Source organism: Pseudomonas sp. PS1(2021) (assembly GCF_020405165.1).
Lineage (GTDB): Bacteria > Pseudomonadota > Gammaproteobacteria > Pseudomonadales > Pseudomonadaceae > Pseudomonas > Pseudomonas aeruginosa.
Window position 1 is genome coordinate 544,738 of the sequence record NZ_CP084484.1, and the last position, 16,474, is coordinate 561,211.

17 protein-coding genes are annotated in these 16,474 nt (G+C 66.8%); 8 read left to right on the forward strand and 9 right to left on the reverse strand.

Translation table 11 applies throughout. The features are described 5' to 3' along the window. The first annotated feature begins 2 nt into the window (after positions 1 to 2). The 3 genes from LE197_RS02700 (at position 3) to LE197_RS02710 (ending at position 3,636) form a co-directional block, all read left to right on the forward strand. Complete coding sequence (locus LE197_RS02700) at positions 3 to 1,163, forward strand: ABC transporter ATP-binding protein (RefSeq protein WP_049239510.1); 1,161 nt, start codon at positions 3 to 5, stop codon at positions 1,161 to 1,163. 43 nt (positions 1,164 to 1,206) lie between these two features. Then, entirely contained in the window at positions 1,207 to 2,571 is a 1,365-nt protein-coding gene (gene oprB / locus LE197_RS02705; RefSeq protein WP_003116413.1) for a carbohydrate porin OprB, read from the forward strand. A 213-nt stretch (positions 2,572 to 2,784) separates the two neighbouring features. Then, on the forward strand, positions 2,785 to 3,636 hold the full coding sequence (locus tag LE197_RS02710; RefSeq protein WP_003112064.1) for a D-hexose-6-phosphate mutarotase: 852 nt from the start codon (positions 2,785 to 2,787) through the stop codon (positions 3,634 to 3,636). Positions 3,637 to 3,644: 8 nt separating this feature from the next. On the opposite strand, the gene LE197_RS02715 is transcribed toward LE197_RS02710, so the two are convergent. Further along, positions 3,645 to 4,502 (reverse strand): MurR/RpiR family transcriptional regulator, encoded by an 858-nt coding sequence (locus LE197_RS02715; protein WP_033978814.1) that lies wholly within the window; start codon positions 4,500 to 4,502, stop codon positions 3,645 to 3,647. A gap of 186 nt (positions 4,503 to 4,688) precedes the next feature. Between LE197_RS02715 and zwf the strand changes: the two genes are divergently transcribed. The 3 genes from zwf to LE197_RS02730 are packed head-to-tail and all read left to right on the forward strand — an operon-like array spanning position 4,689 to position 7,541. Next, positions 4,689 to 6,158, forward strand: coding sequence for a glucose-6-phosphate dehydrogenase (gene zwf / locus LE197_RS02720; RefSeq protein WP_033971626.1), 1,470 nt, complete (start codon positions 4,689 to 4,691; stop codon positions 6,156 to 6,158). Then, on the forward strand, positions 6,145 to 6,861 hold the full coding sequence (gene pgl / locus LE197_RS02725; protein WP_033971625.1) for a 6-phosphogluconolactonase: 717 nt from the start codon (positions 6,145 to 6,147) through the stop codon (positions 6,859 to 6,861). The genes zwf and pgl overlap by 14 nt, the downstream gene beginning before the upstream one ends. Positions 6,862 to 6,878: 17 nt before the next feature. After that, positions 6,879 to 7,541, forward strand: a complete 663-nt coding sequence (locus LE197_RS02730) for a bifunctional 4-hydroxy-2-oxoglutarate aldolase/2-dehydro-3-deoxy-phosphogluconate aldolase (protein ID WP_039028008.1) — start codon at positions 6,879 to 6,881, stop codon at positions 7,539 to 7,541. 90 nt (positions 7,542 to 7,631) lie between these two features. On the opposite strand, the gene LE197_RS02735 is transcribed toward LE197_RS02730, so the two are convergent. Then, positions 7,632 to 8,069 (reverse strand): NUDIX hydrolase, encoded by a 438-nt coding sequence (locus tag LE197_RS02735; RefSeq protein ID WP_049239378.1) that lies wholly within the window; start codon positions 8,067 to 8,069, stop codon positions 7,632 to 7,634. Between the two features lie 147 nt (positions 8,070 to 8,216). Between LE197_RS02735 and rluB the strand changes: the two genes are divergently transcribed. Then, positions 8,217 to 9,377 carry a 23S rRNA pseudouridine(2605) synthase RluB gene (gene rluB, locus LE197_RS02740; protein ID WP_033971624.1) on the forward strand — a complete coding sequence of 387 codons (1,161 nt, stop codon included), beginning with the start codon at positions 8,217 to 8,219 and terminating at the stop codon, positions 9,375 to 9,377. A gap of 92 nt (positions 9,378 to 9,469) precedes the next feature. After that, entirely contained in the window at positions 9,470 to 9,847 is a 378-nt protein-coding gene (locus LE197_RS02745; RefSeq protein WP_033971621.1) for a hypothetical protein, read from the forward strand. A gap of 106 nt (positions 9,848 to 9,953) precedes the next feature. On the opposite strand, the gene LE197_RS02750 is transcribed toward LE197_RS02745, so the two are convergent. The 7 genes from LE197_RS02750 to ubiG all read right to left on the reverse strand — a co-directional run bounded on the left by LE197_RS02750 (position 9,954) and on the right by ubiG (position 16,377). After that, the gene (locus tag LE197_RS02750) at positions 9,954 to 10,877 is read right to left on the reverse strand and encodes a GGDEF domain-containing protein (RefSeq protein ID WP_033971618.1); all 924 of its coding nucleotides are present in this window, start codon (positions 10,875 to 10,877) and stop codon (positions 9,954 to 9,956) included. 228 nt (positions 10,878 to 11,105) lie between these two features. Further along, positions 11,106 to 12,320, reverse strand: a complete 1,215-nt coding sequence (gene gltS, locus LE197_RS02755) for a sodium/glutamate symporter (RefSeq protein WP_033978818.1) — start codon at positions 12,318 to 12,320, stop codon at positions 11,106 to 11,108. 38 nt (positions 12,321 to 12,358) lie between these two features. Continuing rightward, positions 12,359 to 13,294 carry a formimidoylglutamase gene (gene hutG / locus LE197_RS02760; protein ID WP_049239600.1) on the reverse strand — a complete coding sequence of 312 codons (936 nt, stop codon included), beginning with the start codon at positions 13,292 to 13,294 and terminating at the stop codon, positions 12,359 to 12,361. A 15-nt stretch (positions 13,295 to 13,309) separates the two neighbouring features. Next, on the reverse strand, positions 13,310 to 14,038 hold the full coding sequence (locus LE197_RS02765) for an IclR family transcriptional regulator (protein ID WP_058017409.1): 729 nt from the start codon (positions 14,036 to 14,038) through the stop codon (positions 13,310 to 13,312). Between the two features lie 158 nt (positions 14,039 to 14,196). Continuing rightward, entirely contained in the window at positions 14,197 to 14,937 is a 741-nt protein-coding gene (locus LE197_RS02770; RefSeq protein ID WP_003091453.1) for a YciK family oxidoreductase, read from the reverse strand. A gap of 64 nt (positions 14,938 to 15,001) precedes the next feature. Further along, positions 15,002 to 15,682, reverse strand: coding sequence for an N-acetylmuramic acid 6-phosphate phosphatase MupP (gene mupP / locus LE197_RS02775; protein WP_078452126.1), 681 nt, complete (start codon positions 15,680 to 15,682; stop codon positions 15,002 to 15,004). Further along, positions 15,679 to 16,377, reverse strand: coding sequence for a bifunctional 2-polyprenyl-6-hydroxyphenol methylase/3-demethylubiquinol 3-O-methyltransferase UbiG (ubiG, locus tag LE197_RS02780; protein ID WP_003122245.1), 699 nt, complete (start codon positions 16,375 to 16,377; stop codon positions 15,679 to 15,681). Before ubiG ends, mupP begins: the two co-directional genes overlap by 4 nt. Positions 16,378 to 16,474 lie beyond the last annotated feature (97 nt).

Genomic DNA, 16,474 nt, shown 5'->3' on the forward strand with positions numbered 1-16,474 from the left:
ACATGGCAACCCTCGAACTGCGCAACCTGCACAAGAGCTACGGCAGCGGCCTGGCCGATACCCTCAGGGACATCCGGCTGAAGATCGACTCCGGCGAATTCCTGATCCTCGTCGGGCCCTCGGGCTGCGGCAAGTCGACCCTGATGAACTGCATCGCCGGGCTGGAGAGCATCACCGGCGGTGCGATCCTGGTGGACGGCCAGGATATCAGCGGCATGAGCCCCAAGGACCGCGACATCGCCATGGTCTTCCAGTCCTACGCCCTGTACCCGACCATGAGCGTGCGCGAGAACATCGCCTTCGGCCTGAAGATCCGCAAGATGCCCCAGGCCGCCATCGACGAAGAGGTGGCGCGGGTGGCCAGGCTGTTGCAGATCGAGCACCTGCTCGAACGCAAGCCCTCGCAGCTCTCCGGTGGCCAGCAGCAGCGGGTGGCCATGGGCCGGGCGCTGGCGCGGCGGCCCAAGGTCTACCTGTTCGACGAGCCGCTGTCCAACCTCGATGCCAAGCTGCGGGTGGAAATGCGCACCGAGCTGAAGCTGATGCACCAGCGGCTGAAGACCACGACCGTGTATGTCACCCACGACCAGATCGAGGCCATGACCCTCGGCGACAAGGTGGCGGTGATGAAGGACGGCGTCATCCAGCAGTTCGGCACGCCGCAGCAGATCTACAACGACCCGGCCAACCTGTTCGTCGCCAGCTTCATCGGTTCGCCGCCGATGAATTTCATTCCGTTGCGCCTGCAGCGCCGGGACGGACACTGGACCGGCCTGCTCGATAGCGGCCAGGACCGTATCGAACTGCCGCTGAGCCTGGAGCCCGGCCTGGAGGAGGGACGCGAGCTGATCCTCGGTGTACGGCCGGAGCAGATCGCCCTGGGCGATGGCAGCGCTGCCCATGATCTGCGTACCGAGGTCGAGGTGCTCGAACCGACCGGGCCGGACACCCTGGTCTTCGTCACCGTCAACCAGGTCAAGGTCTGTTGCCGCCTGGCGCCGGACGTCGCGCCGGCCGCGGGCAGCGGCATGAGCCTGCGCTTCGATCCCGCGCGGGTCCTGCTGTTCGACGCGCAGAGCGGCGAGCGCGTGGCCGTGCGCACGGCGGGCGCGGCGGCGGAGAAGGTCACTGCCTTGAACGGCAATCGCCAGAAGAACTCCTGATTCCTTTCGTACTGCCTAGACCACAACCACGAGGATGCTGGAAATGTACAAGAACAAGAAAACCAGACCGGCCGCCAGGACCGTTGGCTGCCTGTTTGCCCTTGGAGCGCTGGGCTTGGGGAGCGCGGCGCACGCCGCCGAGGCGTTCTCGCCGAACTCGAAATGGATGCTCGGCGACTGGGGCGGCAAGCGCACCGAGCTGCTGGAGAAGGGCTACGACTTCAAGCTGGAGTACGTCGGCGAGGCGGCGGCCAACCTCGACGGCGGCTATGACGACGACAAGACCGGGCGCTACACCGACCAGTTCGCCCTGGGCGTGCACATGGACCTGGAGAAGATCCTCGGCTGGAAGGCCACCGAGTTCCAGTTCACCGTCACCGAGCGCAACGGCAAGAACCTTTCCAACGACCGCATCGGCGACCCGCGTGCCGGGCACATCAGCTCGGTGCAGGAGGTCTGGGGCCGCGGGCAGACCTGGCGGCTGACCCAGCTGTGGCTCAAGCAGCAGTACTTCGACGGCGCGCTGGACGTGAAATTCGGCCGTTTCGGCGAGGGCGAGGACTTCAACAGCTTCCCCTGCGATTTCCAGAACCTGGCCTTCTGCGGCTCGCAGGTGGGCAACTGGGCGGGGAGCATCTGGTACAACTGGCCGGTCAGCCAGTGGGCGCTGCGGGTGAAGTACAACTTCGCGCCGGACTGGTACGTGCAGGTCGGCGCCTACGAGCAGAACCCGTCGAACCTGGAGACCGGCAACGGCTTCAAGATGAGCGGCAGCGGGACCAAGGGCGCGCTGCTGCCGGTGGAACTGATCTGGCAGCCGAAAGTCGGCGCCGAGCAACTGCCGGGCGAGTACCGGCTGGGCTACTACTACAGCACGGCGAAGGCCGATGACGTCTACGACGACGTCGACGGCCAGCCGCAGGGGCTGACCGGCAACGACTTCAAGTCGCGCGGCAGCAAGCATGGCTGGTGGGTGGTGGCGCAGCAGCAGGTCACTTCGCACAACGGCGATGCCTCGCGCGGGTTGAGCCTGTTCGCCAACCTGACCGTCCACGACAAGGCGACCAACGTGGTGGACAACTACCAGCAGCTCGGGGTGGTCTACAAGGGGCCGTTCGACGCGCGGCCGAAGGACGATATCGGCCTGGGCATCGCGCGCATCCATGTCAACGACGATGTGAAGAAGCGCCAGCGCCTGGTGAACCAGGTGAACGGCATCGACGACTACGACAACCCGCTGTACCAGCCGCTGCAGGACACCGAGTACAACGCCGAGCTGTACTACGGGGTGCATGTGACCGACTGGCTGACGGTGCGGCCGAACCTGCAATACATCAAGCAGCCGGGCGGGGTCGACGAGGTCGACAACGCGCTGGTGGCGGGGATCAAGATCCAGACGGTGTTCTGACCGTCGCGTTGCCTGCTCCGGTGTTGTGCCTGGGCCCGCCCGAGCGTTTCGGGCGGGCCGTTTTTTCCGGCGACCGTTCTTCCCGGCTGCCTGTTACAAACCGACTACGCTTTTCCTGTGCCGATCATTTGGGGCTTGCGTGCGAAATGTAGTAAAACTACACGGATGCACGCCCGGGCTTTCCGGGAAGGGGAGAGGGTAGGACAATCGGACATGCTTGAGCATCCGCTGCAGCGTTTCTTTCATTCCATGCGGGCCAAGCGACCGTTCGACTGGGTACGCTTCCAACGTCGCGATCTGCTGTTGATCGACCATCCACTGTGCCAGGCCGTATTCAGTCGGCAAGGGGCGCAGCTCCTGCATTTCCAGCCGCAGGGCGAACGCCCGTTGCTGTGGTGCGCCAGCGAATGGCCGGCCCTCAGCAGTGCGCCGGTGCGCGGCGGCATCCCGGTCTGCTGGCCGTGGTTCGGTAGCCATCCGAACGGCAGCGAATGGCCGCAGCAGGGCTGGGCGCGGCAACGCGAATGGCGCCTGCTGGATGCCTACGCCGACGAAAGCAAGGTGGTGGTGAGCTGGCAACTGGATCTGGAGGACTGGCACGTGCGCCTCGATGCGCGCCTTGGCCAGCGCCTGGAGCTGGAGCTGTGCAGCTACCATGAGGAAGACGACGATTGTCTGTTCAGCTTTGCCCTGCAGCCCTACTGGCGGGTCGGCGCGCTGAGCCGGGTGGTGGTGCACGGCATGGAGCTGGAGTCGGCTCGCGGCCAGCGCGGCGCTTCGCGGATTCCGGGAACCTGGATACCGCGCGGCGCGGTCAAGCAGGTGCTCTACCATCCCGGATCGCTGGTGCTGGAGGACGGCGGCTGGAACCGCCGCCTGCGGATCGACAAGAACGTCAGCGCCGGCAGCGTGATCTGGCACCCCGGCAGCCGCCCGGTGGAGCAGGTCGAGCCGGGCGAAGCGGAACGCTTTCTCTGTATCGGCGCCGCTGGCTACCGCCCGGGCGGGCTGATCCTGGCGCCCGGCGAACGCATGCGCCTGAGCCTCGCCGCCGGCCTGCAATAGACGGGCGGTCAGTTGTCCTCGTCGAGGGGATAGCGGGTCGGTACCAGGCTTTCCTTGATCCGCCGCAGGTGCGGCTGGAAGTCCACGCCGCGGCGCAGGGTCACCCCGGTGGCCAGTACGTCGAGCACGGTGAGCTGGACGATCCGCGAAGTCATCGGCATATAGATGTCGGTGTCTTCCGGCAACGGGATATCCAGGCACAGGGTACTGGCCCTCGCCAGCGGCGAGCCGGCAGCGGTCAGGCCGAGCACCGAGGCGCCGTTCTCCCGCGCCAGGTGCGCCACCTCCACCAGCTCGCGGGTGCGTCCGGTGTAGGAAATCACCACGAACAGGTCGCCGGTATGCGCCACCGAGGCGACCATCCGTTGCATCAGCACGTCGGCCTGGGCGCTCACCGCCAGGTTGAAGCGGAAGAACTTGTGCTGTGCGTCGAGCGCTACCGAGGCCGAGGCGCCGAGACCGAAGAAGTGGATCTGCCGGGCCTGGATCAACAGGTCCACGGCGCGGTCGATGACGCGTGGGTCGAGCAGCTTGTGGGCGCCGTCGAGGGAGGCGATGGTGTTGCTGAAGATCTTCCGCGTATAGGCTTCCGGTCCGTCGTCCTCGGCTACCGCCTGGGTGACGAAGGCAGCGCCGCTGGCCAGGCTCTGGGCCAGCTGGATCTTCAGTTCCGGATAGCCGCTCATGCCGAAGGAGCGACAGAAGCGGTTCACCGTCGGTTCGCTGACCGCTGCCGCCTGGGCCAGGGCGGCGATGCTGAAGCGGGTGGCCTGCTGCGGGTTCTGCAGGATGACCTCGGCGACTTTGCGCTCCGCCTTGTTCAGTTCGTCCAGGCGGCTCTGGATCTGCTCCAGCAGGTTTTTCATCCGGGTTCCTCGTGTTCTGTCGGCCCGGCGGGGAAGGGCCGGCGGCGGCGCCTATCCTAACGTCAGGCCGGCATGCGACCAACAGCGTGGCGGACTTGGAAAAATATGTTGTTTAATTACTACATATTTGTCTTAATTGCGCAGTGGATGGCTCAATATCACTCAATATTTGGTTGGTAACAACAAATGCCTGATGTCCGCGTTCTGCCTTGCACGTTAGCGCTGTTCGGTGCGCTGGGCGATCTCGCCTTGCGCAAGCTGTTCCCGGCGCTCTACCAACTCGATCGCGAGAACCTGCTGCACCGCGATACCCGCGTCCTGGCCCTGGCCCGTGACGAAGGTGCTCCCGCCGAACACCTGGCGACGCTGGAGCAGCGCCTGCGCCTGGCGGTGCCGGCGAAGGAGTGGGACGACGCGGTCTGGCAGCGTTTCCGCGAACGCCTCGACTACCTGAGCATGGACTTCCTCGACCCGCAGGCCTATGTCGGCTTGCGCGAGGCGGTGGACGACGAATTGCCGCTGGTTGCCTACTTCGCCACGCCGGCCTCAGTGTTCGGCGGCATCTGCGAGAACCTCGCCGCCGCCGATCTCGCCGAGCGCACCCGGGTGGTGCTGGAGAAGCCCATCGGCCATGACCTGGAGTCGTCCCGCGAGGTCAACGAGGCAGTCGCCCGGTTCTTCCCGGAAAGCCGCATCTACCGGATCGACCATTACCTGGGCAAGGAGACGGTGCAGAACCTGATCGCCCTGCGCTTCGCCAACAGCCTCTTCGAGACCCAGTGGAACCAGAACCACATCTCCCACGTGGAGATCACCGTGGCCGAGAAGGTCGGCATCGAAGGCCGCTGGGGCTACTTCGACCAGGCCGGGCAACTGCGCGACATGGTGCAGAACCACCTGTTGCAACTGCTCTGCCTGATCGCCATGGATCCGCCCAGCGACCTTTCGGCGGACAGCATTCGCGACGAGAAGGTCAAGGTGCTCCGCGCCCTCGAGCCGATTCCCGCCGAACAACTGGCTTCGCGCGTGGTGCGTGGGCAGTACACCGCCGGTTTCAGCGACGGCAAGGCAGTGCCGGGCTACCTGGAGGAGGAACATGCGAATCGCGACAGCGACGCGGAAACCTTCGTCGCCCTGCGCGTGGACATCCGCAACTGGCGCTGGTCCGGCGTGCCCTTCTACCTGCGCACCGGCAAGCGCATGCCGCAGAAGCTGTCGCAGATCGTCATCCACTTCAAGGAGCCGCCGCACTACATCTTCGCTCCCGAGCAGCGTTCGCTGATCAGCAACCGGCTGATCATCCGCCTGCAGCCGGACGAAGGGATCTCCCTGCAAGTGATGACCAAGGACCAGGGCCTGGGCAAGGGCATGCAATTGCGTACCGGCCCGCTGCAACTGAGTTTTTCCGAGACCTACCACGCGGCGCGGATTCCCGATGCCTACGAGCGTCTGCTGCTGGAGGTCACCCAGGGCAACCAGTACCTGTTCGTGCGCAAGGACGAGGTGGAGTTCGCCTGGAAGTGGTGCGACCAGCTGATCGCCGGCTGGGAACGCCTGAGCGAAGCGCCCAAGCCGTATCCGGCGGGGAGCTGGGGGCCGGTGGCCTCGGTGGCCCTGGTGGCCCGCGATGGGAGGAGTTGGTATGGCGATTTCTGAGTTGAAGCTGCCGGCCGGCGTCGGCCTGAAGGTCTGGGACAGCGCCGCCGAGCAGGCCCGCGGCCTGGCCGCCGGGGTCGCCGACCGGTTGCGCTCGGCGCTGGCCGAGCAGGGCCAGGCGCTGCTGGTGGTGTCCGGCGGACGCAGCCCGGTGGCCTTCCTCGAAGCCTTGAGCGAGGAGCCGCTGGACTGGTCGCGGGTCACCGTCAGCCTGGCCGACGAGCGCTGGGTGCCGGAGTCGCATGCCGATAGCAACGCCGGCCTGGTTCGCCGCCACCTGCTCCGTGGCGAGGCGGCGAAGGCGCGCTTCATCGGCCTCTACCAGCCGGCGGCGAGCCTGGAGGAAGCGGCCGAGCTGGCCGACCACCACCTGCACGAGCTGCCGTTGCCGATCGACGTGCTGGTCCTCGGCATGGGCGACGACGGCCATACCGCCTCGCTGTTCCCGAACAGCCCTGGCCTGGACCTGGCGATGGATCCCCAGGGGACGCGCCGTTGCCTGCCGATGTGGGCGCCGAGCGTGCCGCACCAGCGCCTGACCCTGTCGCGCGCCGTGCTGGCGGCTGCGAAGGTGCAGCTCCTGGCGATCCAGGGCCAGTCCAAGCTGGCCACCCTGAACACCGCGCTGGCGGTCGAGGACGAACGGCGGATGCCGGTTCGCGCCTTCCTCCGCGCGCCGCTGACGATCCATTGGTACCCCTGAGTGGCGGAGCTGTAGCCATGCACAACCTTGAACAGAAGACCGCCCGCATCGACACGCTGTGCCGGGAGGCGCGCATCCTCCCGGTGATCACCATCGACCGCGAGGCGGACATCCTGCCGATGGCCGATGCCCTCGCCGCCGGCGGCCTGACCGCCCTGGAGATCACCCTGCGCACGGCGCACGGGCTGAGCGCCATCCGTCGCCTCAGCGAGGAGCGCCCACACCTGCGCATCGGCGCCGGCACCGTGCTCGACCCGCAGACCTTCGCCGCTGCGGAAAAGGCCGGGGCGAGCTTCGTGGTCACTCCCGGCTGCACCGACGAATTGCTGCGCTTCGCCCTGGACAGCGAAGTCCCGCTGTTGCCCGGCGTGGCCAGCGCTTCCGAGATCATGCTCGCCTATCGCCATGGCTACCGCCGCTTCAAGCTGTTCCCCGCCGAGGTCAGCGGCGGCCCGGCGGCACTGAAGGCATTCTCGGGGCCATTCCCCGATATCCGCTTCTGCCCCACCGGAGGCGTCAGCCTGAACAATCTCGCCGACTACCTGGCGGTACCCAACGTGATGTGCGTCGGCGGCACCTGGATGCTGCCCAAGGCCGTGGTCGACCGTGGCGACTGGGCCCAGGTCGAGCGCCTCAGCCGCGAAGCCCTGGAGCGCTTCGCCGAGCACCGCAGACACTGAGACTGCCCGCCTGGGCATGCCCGGCTTCGGCCGGGTTTTTTTTATGCCGCCCGGACTATCCGGGGCATAGAACGGATAACGTCATCCGCGTTATTCGCCGATGCGCCGGCGTTCCCGCAGATAATCGCCGAGCCGGCTCTGCAGGTAGGGTACGGCCATGGCATGCGCGAGGTAGGCGTCCACCTCCATCAATCGCCAGTATTGTCCTTCGTCGCCGAAGCGGATGGCCTCGAACTCGCGGTCCTCCAGGCGCGCCACCAGGAAGTAGGCGAAGGGCGCGCTGCCGCTGGTGCTCGGATACTGTCGCTGCCATTCGATACGAGGTTCTTCCAGGCGGATGGAGAACTCTTCCTCGAGTTCGCGCAGGGCGCATTCGGCAGGCGTCTCCAGGCCCTCGCGGCCGCCGCCGGGAAAGTCCCAGTAGCCGGGGAAGGGAATGCCGGGTTTTTCGTCGCGTTTGTAGACGACCAGGTGGTCGCCATAGAACAGCGCCAGCTTGGCGCCGCTGAAGTGGGGGACATCGTGCACCGGGGCCTCCGGGTGGCGGGGTGGGTGAACCCGGCCTAGTCTAGCGGGATTGTCCGGGTTTCCGCCCGGGGACGGTGCTTTGTCCTGACGAAGCGCGTATGATGCGCGCCCTTCGATTCGTTGCCAGCCACACCGGGAGGTGCCCAGATGAACGATACCCCAGAGAATCCCCACGTACCGGTCGGGGAAAAATTGCAGAAAGTCCTCGCCCGTCTCGGTGTCGGTTCCCGGCGCGACGTAGAAGTGTGGATCGCCGAAGGCCGGGTCAACGTCAATGGTAGCGTGGCCAGCCTCGGCCAGCGGGTCGACAGCCACGATGCGATCACCGTCGATGGCCACCTGATCCGCCGCGAAGAGGCCGCCGAGAGTGTCCGTCGCGTGCTGATCTACAACAAGCCGGAAGGCGAGGTCTGCACCCGCGACGATCCGGAAGGCCGTCCGACCATCTTCGACCGCCTGCCGCGCCTGCGCACCGGGCGCTGGATCAATGTCGGTCGCCTGGACATCAACACCACCGGCCTGCTGCTGTTCACCACCGATGGCGAACTGGCCAACCGCCTGATGCATCCTTCCTATGAGATGGACCGCGAGTACGCGGTACGGGTGCGCGGCGAGGTTACCGAAGAGATGATCGAGCGCCTGCTCAACGGCGTGATGCTCGAGGACGGCCCGGCCAAGTTCAGCGATATCCAGCAGGCGCCGGGCGGCGAAGGCTTCAACCACTGGTACCACTGCGTAGTGATGGAGGGCCGCAACCGCGAGGTGCGCCGGTTGTGGGAATCCCAGGGGTTGGTGGTCAGCCGCCTGAAGCGGGTGCGTTTCGGCCCGGTGTTCCTGACCTCCGAGCTGACCATGGGCCGCTACCGCGAAATGGACCAGCGCGAGATCGATATCCTCAGCGAGGAAGTCGGCCTCAAGCCGGTGACCCTGCCGGGCATGACCACCAAGGCGCGCGAGAAGGCCGAACGCCAGCAGCGCAAGCAGGCCCGTCCGCTGGCGCGCAGCGAACGCCCGGAAGCCGGGCGCAAGCGTGCGCCGCGGCGCGAGGAGGGCGAGAATGCCGCTCGTCGCGCGCCGGCTTCGCGTCCCGCGCGCGGTCCGCAGCCGAGCGCCGAGCGCAAGGGGCGCGAGCAGGGCACTCCGGTTGCCGAGCGGCCTCGTGAGAGCAACCGCAAGCCGCGCCCGAGCAAGCCGCGCGACGAGCGTCCGGCCAGCGCGCCGGGCGACAAGCCGGCGGCCCGCAAGCCGCAGGTCAAGCGGCGGCCGAAACCGGCCGGCGACGGTATGCGTCCGGGCTTCCGCCGCTGAGCGGAAAGCGCCCTGGAAAGGCCCCTTCGGGGGCCTTTTTCATGCCTGGGAATCGGTGTCTAATGGTCGCTCGCACACAAGGAGGTGGTGAAATGCACAGGATCCTGGCTATCGCGTTCTGCACGCTATGGAGCGTCGCCGGGCTGGCGGAGGATGCGGCGATGCCGGCGCAGAGCTGCGCAAGCCTTGGCGAGGCGACGGCTGGCCCCGAGGACAACTTCCGTCCGCCGCTGGAGGGCGAGGTGATCGACAAGGGGCGCGCCTATTTCCACAGCGCGCCGCGTGCCGACTGTGCCACTGGGGTCTTCGTGATTCCCGGCGACTTCGTCACTGTCTACAAGCCGAGCGGCGAGTGGCTGAACGTCATGTACGTGGCTCGAGACGGCAAGGAAACCAGCGGCTGGCTGCTGGAGAAGCGCGTCCGCTTGCGCCAGGCCTATGGCGCCCCGGACGAGCCGGCACAGCCATAAGAGGCAGGGCCTTGGCGGAAACCGTGACTGCGCCGGTGAGAGCCGTTGCTACTGCCATCGCCCGATGCGCCCGCTCCGCGCTTCGGGGTGTGCGAGTCTGCAAGCCTCAGGCGCAGCGCAGGCGGTTGCGGCCGTCGCGCTTGGCTTCGTAGAGCGCCTCGTCGACCCGTCGCAGCAGGTCGTCGCTGCCTTCGCCGGGCCGCAGGTCGGCGCAGCCGAGGCTGATCGACAGCTTCAGCGCTTCGCCGGCGTGCCGGTAGTCCAGTTCCTCCACCGCCTGGCGCAGGCGTTCGCCGACCATGCAGGCAGCCTGCAGCGGTGTGCTGGACAGCAGGACGAGGAATTCCTCGCCGCCGAAGCGGAACACCATGTCGACATTGCGCAGGTGGTCCTTGATGGTTTCCGCCACGGCCTTGAGGGCTTCATCGCCGACGGCGTGACCGTAGTGGTCGTTGACCCGCTTGAAGTGGTCGATATCGAGCATCAGCACCGAGAGCGGCTGCAGGTTGCGCCGGGCCAGTTCCAGTTCGCGGCCGAGCGCCTGGTCCATGGCGATGCGGTTGCCGGTGCCGGTCAGGGCGTCGCGCAAGGCGGTCTGGATCGCGGCGCGATAGAGCAGGGCGTTGCGCAGCGGGAATAGCAGGGTGCCGAGCAGGCTCTCCAGTTGCCGTTGTTCGTCTTCGCCGAGGCGCTGGCGACGACGGAAGATCAGTTCGCCGAGGTAGTCGCTATCGTGGCTCAGGCGATAGCTCACCGAATGCTTGGCGCTGCTACCGAACTCCAGGCGCAGGTCGGAGCCCGGATGGCGATAGCCAAGGGCGTCCAGCGGGATCAATTGGCGGACTTCCTCGAAGAACAGGCCGAGAATCCGCTCTGCCTCCAGGCTGCTCTGCAACTGCTGGGTCAGTTGCTGGCGCAACTCCATCAGGTTGCCGGCGCGCGGCCCGCTGGCGTTACCGCCGGGCTGGGAGCCGCGCTTTTGCTTGGCGGCGTCGAAATCGATGGTATTGGACTGTTTGGGAGGAGCCATGCGCGGGACCTCTGGCGCGAAAGACGGCGACAGTAGGGCTAAGGCGAGTTTCGTGCCAGCCAACTGAAGAACGGAGAAATCAGAGGCACAGACAGGTTTTCCTAGGAATTGTTTCCACATTCTGTAGGAATTTCGAAGAGATTTCGACGGAATAATGGCGTTTTGATTGCAAACTGCCGCAGTGCTCGTCGGAAAGCTGGCGCTCCGCTGGCGGAGCGCCGCCATGGTTCAACTGAAGGCGTTGATGAACCAGGTGATCGCCGGGATGGCGACGAGATCGATCAGTACCGCGCCGCACAGGGGTACGATGATGAAGGCCTTGTGCGAGAACACCCGATAGTGCTCGCAGACCGCGCCCATGTTGGCCACCGCGTTGGGCGTGGCGCCCAGGCCGTGGCCGAGGAAGCCGGCGCAGAGCACCGCGGCGTCGTAATTGCGGCCGAGCAGGCGGAACAGCACGAAGATCGTCAGCAGCAACAGCACCGCGACCTGGATGAGCAGTACGCCGAGCAGCGGCAGGCCGAGGTTCTCCAGTTCCCAGAACTTCAGGCTCATCATCGCCATGGTCAGGAATATACCCAGGCAGACGTCGCCCAAGGTGCCGACGGCATGGTCCGGAATGCGCAGCCAACCGAGGCGGTCGTCGAGGTTGCGCAGCACGATGGCGATGAACATCGCCCCGACATAACTGGGCAGCACCAGGCCCAGGCGTTCCTCGAGCGCGTCGCCGAGCCAGAAGCCGAGCACCATCACCAGCAGCACGCAGGTCAGCAGGCGCAGCAGGAGATTGCCGTCCAGCGTGGCCCCGGCCTGCTGGCGCCGCTCCTGCTGGCCGAGGGCTTCCAGCCGGCTGTCGCTTTCCGCCTGCACCGGCAAGCGATTGCGTTCGATCAGCCAGCGCGCCACCGGGCTGCCGAGCAGGCCGCCAGCGACCATGCCGAAGGTGGCCGAGGCCAGCGCCACGGTGGTCGCGCCCTGGGCGCCGAGCCCTTCCGCAACCGGGCCGAAGGCCGCCGCCGCGCCGAAGCCGCCTTCCAGCGACACCGCGCCGGCCATGATCCCGAGCAGCGGGTCGAGGCCGAGCAGCCCGGCGCTGCCGACGCCGATCAGGTTTTGCAGTATCGCCAGTGCCCAGCAGGCCGCCAGGTAGACCAGCAGGGTCTTGCCGCCCTTGCGCAGTAGGCCGAGGCTGCCGCCGAGGCCGACGGTGGTGAAGAACGCCACCATCAGGGGCGTCTGCAGGCTGGTGTCGAGGCCGATGTCGAGCCAGCCGCGATCCCTGAGCAGCCAGACCAGGAAGGCGAAGCCGAAGCCGGCGATCACCGGCGACGGTACGCACAGACGTGTCAGCCAGCGGCTGCGCTTCTTCAATTGGCTGCCGAGGGCGAGCAGGAGCAGGGCGAGGGCGGTGGTGGACAGGGCGTCCAGGTGCAATGTCGGCATGGTGTGGCTCTATTGTTGTTGTGTGGGCGAAAGGGCGATCAGTTGACCAGGCTGTCGACCAGGCGCGCGGCGATCCGGGCGGTGCGCTGGTCGCTATCGAGTTGCGGGTTGAGTTCGGCGATGTCGGCCAGGCGCAGCTTGCCGCTGGCCTTGGCGCGGCGGACCAGGTGCTCCAGCACCGGCATCTCCACGCCGTGCGCCGAGGGTGCGCTGACGCCGGGCGCCTGGGCGGCCGGGAGCACGTCGAGGCAAACGGTCAGGTAGAGGTGGTCGACGGATTGCAGGAAGCCGTCGAGGAAGGCTTCGCTGCGTTCCAGATTCCACGGCTGCAACTGGCGGTCCAGCAGGTAGCGCACGCCCAGGCGCTGGGCCTGGTCGAACAGCGCCGCGGTGTTGCTCAGGCGGCTGATGCCCAGGCAGCAATAGGCGAACGGCCAGTCGCTGGCCTGGCAGAGTTCGGCGATCTGGCGGAACGGCGTGCCGGAGCTGGCCCGTTCGGCGTGGCGCAGGTCGAAATGCGCGTCGAAATTGAGGATGCCGATGCGCGGCAGGCGCTCATGCCGACTCAGGTGGCGGGCTAGGCCGGCGAAGCTGGCATAGGCGATTTCGTGGCCGCCGCCCAGGCCGACCACCCGATGGCCGCGCGCGAGCAGGTCGGCGACGCGTTGCGCGTAGCGTTCCTGGGCGGCTTCCAGATCTTCGCCGGCGACGATGTCGCCGGCATCGTAGATCGCTTGCTCGCCGTGCCAGGCCAGGTTGGCCAGCGCGCGACGCAAGGCTGGCGGTCCGTGGCGCGCGCCCTGGCGACCCTGGTTGCGGCGCACGCCTTCGTCGCTGGCGAAACCGAGCAGCACGCTGGCCGCTTCGGCGTCGTCTGCGTAGGGACGCATCCATTGGTGCCAGCGCCGCGCGTCGGCGCCTTCCTGGCTATCGATCCGGCCTTGCCAGAGGCTCATGTCGGGGGCGGGGTACATCGAAACTCCTGTTGGTCAGTCCAGCCGCGCGGAAAGTCGCGCGGCGGCGTCGAGGGTCCATTGCCGCAAGCGTTCGCTGCGCGACTGGGCGCGCAAGGCGGGGGCCATCAGGCTGAGGGAGCCGTGCAGGCGCTGGCGGCTGTCCAGCAGCGGTACGCTGATACCCCAGACGCCTTCGTCGATCTCGCCCTGGCTGACGGCGTAGCCCTGTTCGCGGATCAGCCGGAGTTCCTGCTCCAGCTTGTCGATACGCTCGGCGGAGAGTTCCTGGGCGAGGTACAGCTCTTCGCGCCGTTCGTCCTCCAGGTGCGCCAGCAGGGCTTTGGCCGAGGCGCCATGCAACAGCGGCTGCGCCAGCCCTTTCTGGTAGCAGCAGCGCAGCGGCTGCGGACTGTCGAACAGCTCCAGGCAGATCGCCTGCTGGTTGCTGGCCACCATCAGCGCCACGCTCTCCTGGCTCAGGTCGGCCAGGCGCTTGAGTTCCGGTTTGGCGAGACCGATCAGCGAGGCCTCGCGATCGAATTTCTTCGCCAGTTGCAGGCAGGCCGGGCCGGGCAGGTAGCGGCCCTGGCCGGCCTGTTCTTCGGCCAGGCCCCAGCGCAACAGGGTCTTCAGGTGGCGGTAGGTGCTGCTCAGCGGCTGCTCCAGGGTCAGCGACAGCTCCTTGGCAGACAGGGCTTCGGGAGCCTGGCCGAGGGCAATGAGGATCTGCAGCAGGCGATCGGTGGGGGAATGCTTCGACATGGGAACTCCTTGACCCACAGGGTGAAGGCGATTTCCCGGAAAATGAAACCACTTTCCCACTCAGTGGGAAAAATATGCAAAAAGAATGGGAAGTTCCGGACGGGAAGAGAGAAAGGAAGGACAGGGCAGCCTCGCCGGGCGGCGAGGCTGCCGGCGAATCACTGGGCGTCGAAGGCCTGGCCGTTGACGCCGGCGCTGTCCGGCCCCATGAGGTACAGGTAGACCGGCATGATCTCCTCGCCGGTGGGGTTGTTCAGCGGGTTTTCCCCAGGGTAGGCGAGGGCGCGCATGCTGGTACGGGTGGCGCCGGGGTTGACGCTGTTGGCGCGGATCGCGCTGGTACCGTCGAGTTCGTCGGCAAGGGTCTGCATCAGGCCCTCGGTGGCGAACTTCGATACCGAATACGCGCCCCAGTAGGCGCGGCCCTTCCGGCCCACGCTGCTCGAGGTGAAGATGATCGAGGCGTCGCTGGAGAGCTTCATCAGCGGCAGCATGGCGGTGGTCAGCATGAACATGGCATTGACGTTCACCTGCATCACGCGCATGAAGTTCTCCCCGGAAATCTGCTGCATCGGCGAGCGCGGACCGAGGATCGAGGCGTTGTGCAGCAGGCCGTCGATGCGGCCGAACTCGTTCTCCAGGGTTGCCGCCAGTTCCTCGAACTGGTGCGGCTGGGCGGTCTCCAGGTTGAACGGGATCACGGCGGCCTGCGGATGGCCGGCGGCCTCGATGGCGTCGTAGACCTCGTTCAGGTACTCCTCGGTCTTGCCCAGCAGCAGCACGGTGGCGCCGTGGGCGGCGAAGGTTTTGGCGGCGGCGGCGCCGATGCCGCGGCCGGCTCCGGTGACCAGGATCACGCGGTCTTTCAGCAGGTCGGGGCGAGCGGAGTACTGGAACATGTCGAATCCTTTGAATGCATGACCCGCCTGGCGGCGGGTCGTTGTCTGTCGGCGGCGCTGCGGATCAGCAGTCGCAGAGCGCGCGGTCGAGAACGTCGATGAGTTCGCGCGGGTGGTCGACGATCACGTCGGCACCCCAGTGCGCGGGGTTGTCTTCGGGATGGATGTAGCCATAGCGCACCGCCGCGGTCTTGGTCCCGGCGTCGCGGCCGGATTCGATGTCGCGCAGGTCGTCGCCGACGAACAGCACCCTCGACGGATCGATGCCGAGCTGGCTACAGGCCAGTAGCAGTGGCTCGGGATCGGGCTTGCTGCGGGTCACGTGGTCCGGGCAGACCAGCACCCTGGAACGCTCGGCGTAGCCCAGGCGCTGCATGATCGGTTCGGCGAAGCGCACCGGCTTGTTGGTCACCACGCCCCAGATCAACCCGGCTTTCTCGATCGCCGCGAGCAGTTCGGGGATGCCGTCGTAGGGCCGGCTGAGAACCGCGCAATGCTCCTGGTAGCGGTCGAGGAACTCCTGGCGCAGGGGTTCCAGTTCCGGGCTGTCCAGCGACAGGCCGAAGGCCGCGGCGACCATCGCGCGCGCGCCGCCGGAGACCACGTCGCGCACCCGTTGCTCGTCCACCGGCGGGAGGCCATGGGCGGCACGCATGGCCTGGGTGATGGCGATGAAGTCCGGCGCCGTGTCGAGCAGGGTGCCATCCATGTCGAACAGTACCGCTTTGAGCCGCATGCGCTTCACGCCTCCCGCTGGGTCTGGACCATGTAGTTGACGTCGACATCGTTGGCCAGCTTGTAGTGCTTGGTCAGCGGGTTGTAGGTCAGGCCGATGATGTCCTTGACCTCGAGACCGGCCTCGCGCGACCAGGCGCCGAGTTCCGACGGACGGATGAACTTGCGGAAGTCGTGGGTCCCACGCGGCAGCAACTGGAGGATGTATTCCGCGCCGATCACCGCGAACAGATAGGCCTTGGGATTGCGGTTGATGGTCGAGAGGAATACCTGTCCGCCCGGCTTGACCAGGCGGTGGCAGGCGCGGATCACCGAGGCCGGGTCCGGCACGTGTTCGAGCATCTCCAGGCAGGTGACCACGTCGAACTGCCCGGGCATTTCCTCGGCCATCTGCTCGGCGGTGATCTGCCGGTAGTCGACGGCGACACCGGATTCCAGCTGGTGCAGGCGCGCCACCGCGAGCGGCGCTTCGCCCATGTCGATGCCGGTGACGCTGGCGCCGCGCTGGGCCATGGCTTCGCTGAGGATGCCGCCGCCGCAACCGATGTCGAGCACCTTCTTGCCGGCCAGGCCGGCGCGCTCGTCGATCCAGTTGACGCGCAGCGGGTTGATGTCGTGGAGCGGCTTGAACTCGCTCTCGCGGTCCCACCAGCGATGGGCCAGTGCCTCGAATTTGGCGATCTCGGCGTGGTCGACGTTGCTCATAATCGTTCCCGTTGAAGAATGAAGCCTTTGGGGGAAGGGCCGCGGCGGCGGAATCCAATCCTTCATGTTGCCAGCTTTGGCGGAGGGATGGGGCCGG

Excerpts from the sequence above, each read along its gene's own strand:
- rluB (WP_033971624.1), top strand. The coding sequence starts at position 8,217 with ATGAACGATACCCCAGAGAATCCCCACGTACCGGTCGGGGAAAAATTG.
- LE197_RS02750 (WP_033971618.1), bottom strand. The coding sequence starts at position 10,877 with ATGGCTCCTCCCAAACAGTCCAATACCATCGATTTCGACGCCGCCAAG.
- oprB (WP_003116413.1), top strand. The coding sequence starts at position 1,207 with ATGTACAAGAACAAGAAAACCAGACCGGCCGCCAGGACCGTTGGCTGC.
- LE197_RS02700 (WP_049239510.1), top strand. The coding sequence starts at position 3 with ATGGCAACCCTCGAACTGCGCAACCTGCACAAGAGCTACGGCAGCGGC.
- ubiG (WP_003122245.1), bottom strand. The coding sequence starts at position 16,377 with ATGAGCAACGTCGACCACGCCGAGATCGCCAAATTCGAGGCACTGGCC.
- LE197_RS02770 (WP_003091453.1), bottom strand. The coding sequence starts at position 14,937 with ATGTTCCAGTACTCCGCTCGCCCCGACCTGCTGAAAGACCGCGTGATC.
- hutG (WP_049239600.1), bottom strand. The coding sequence starts at position 13,294 with ATGTACCCCGCCCCCGACATGAGCCTCTGGCAAGGCCGGATCGATAGC.
- zwf (WP_033971626.1), top strand. The coding sequence starts at position 4,689 with ATGCCTGATGTCCGCGTTCTGCCTTGCACGTTAGCGCTGTTCGGTGCG.
- LE197_RS02710 (WP_003112064.1), top strand. The coding sequence starts at position 2,785 with ATGCTTGAGCATCCGCTGCAGCGTTTCTTTCATTCCATGCGGGCCAAG.
- LE197_RS02715 (WP_033978814.1), bottom strand. The coding sequence starts at position 4,502 with ATGAAAAACCTGCTGGAGCAGATCCAGAGCCGCCTGGACGAACTGAAC.
- LE197_RS02765 (WP_058017409.1), bottom strand. The coding sequence starts at position 14,038 with ATGTCGAAGCATTCCCCCACCGATCGCCTGCTGCAGATCCTCATTGCC.
- pgl (WP_033971625.1), top strand. The coding sequence starts at position 6,145 with ATGGCGATTTCTGAGTTGAAGCTGCCGGCCGGCGTCGGCCTGAAGGTC.
- LE197_RS02730 (WP_039028008.1), top strand. The coding sequence starts at position 6,879 with ATGCACAACCTTGAACAGAAGACCGCCCGCATCGACACGCTGTGCCGG.
- LE197_RS02745 (WP_033971621.1), top strand. The coding sequence starts at position 9,470 with ATGCACAGGATCCTGGCTATCGCGTTCTGCACGCTATGGAGCGTCGCC.
- gltS (WP_033978818.1), bottom strand. The coding sequence starts at position 12,320 with ATGCCGACATTGCACCTGGACGCCCTGTCCACCACCGCCCTCGCCCTG.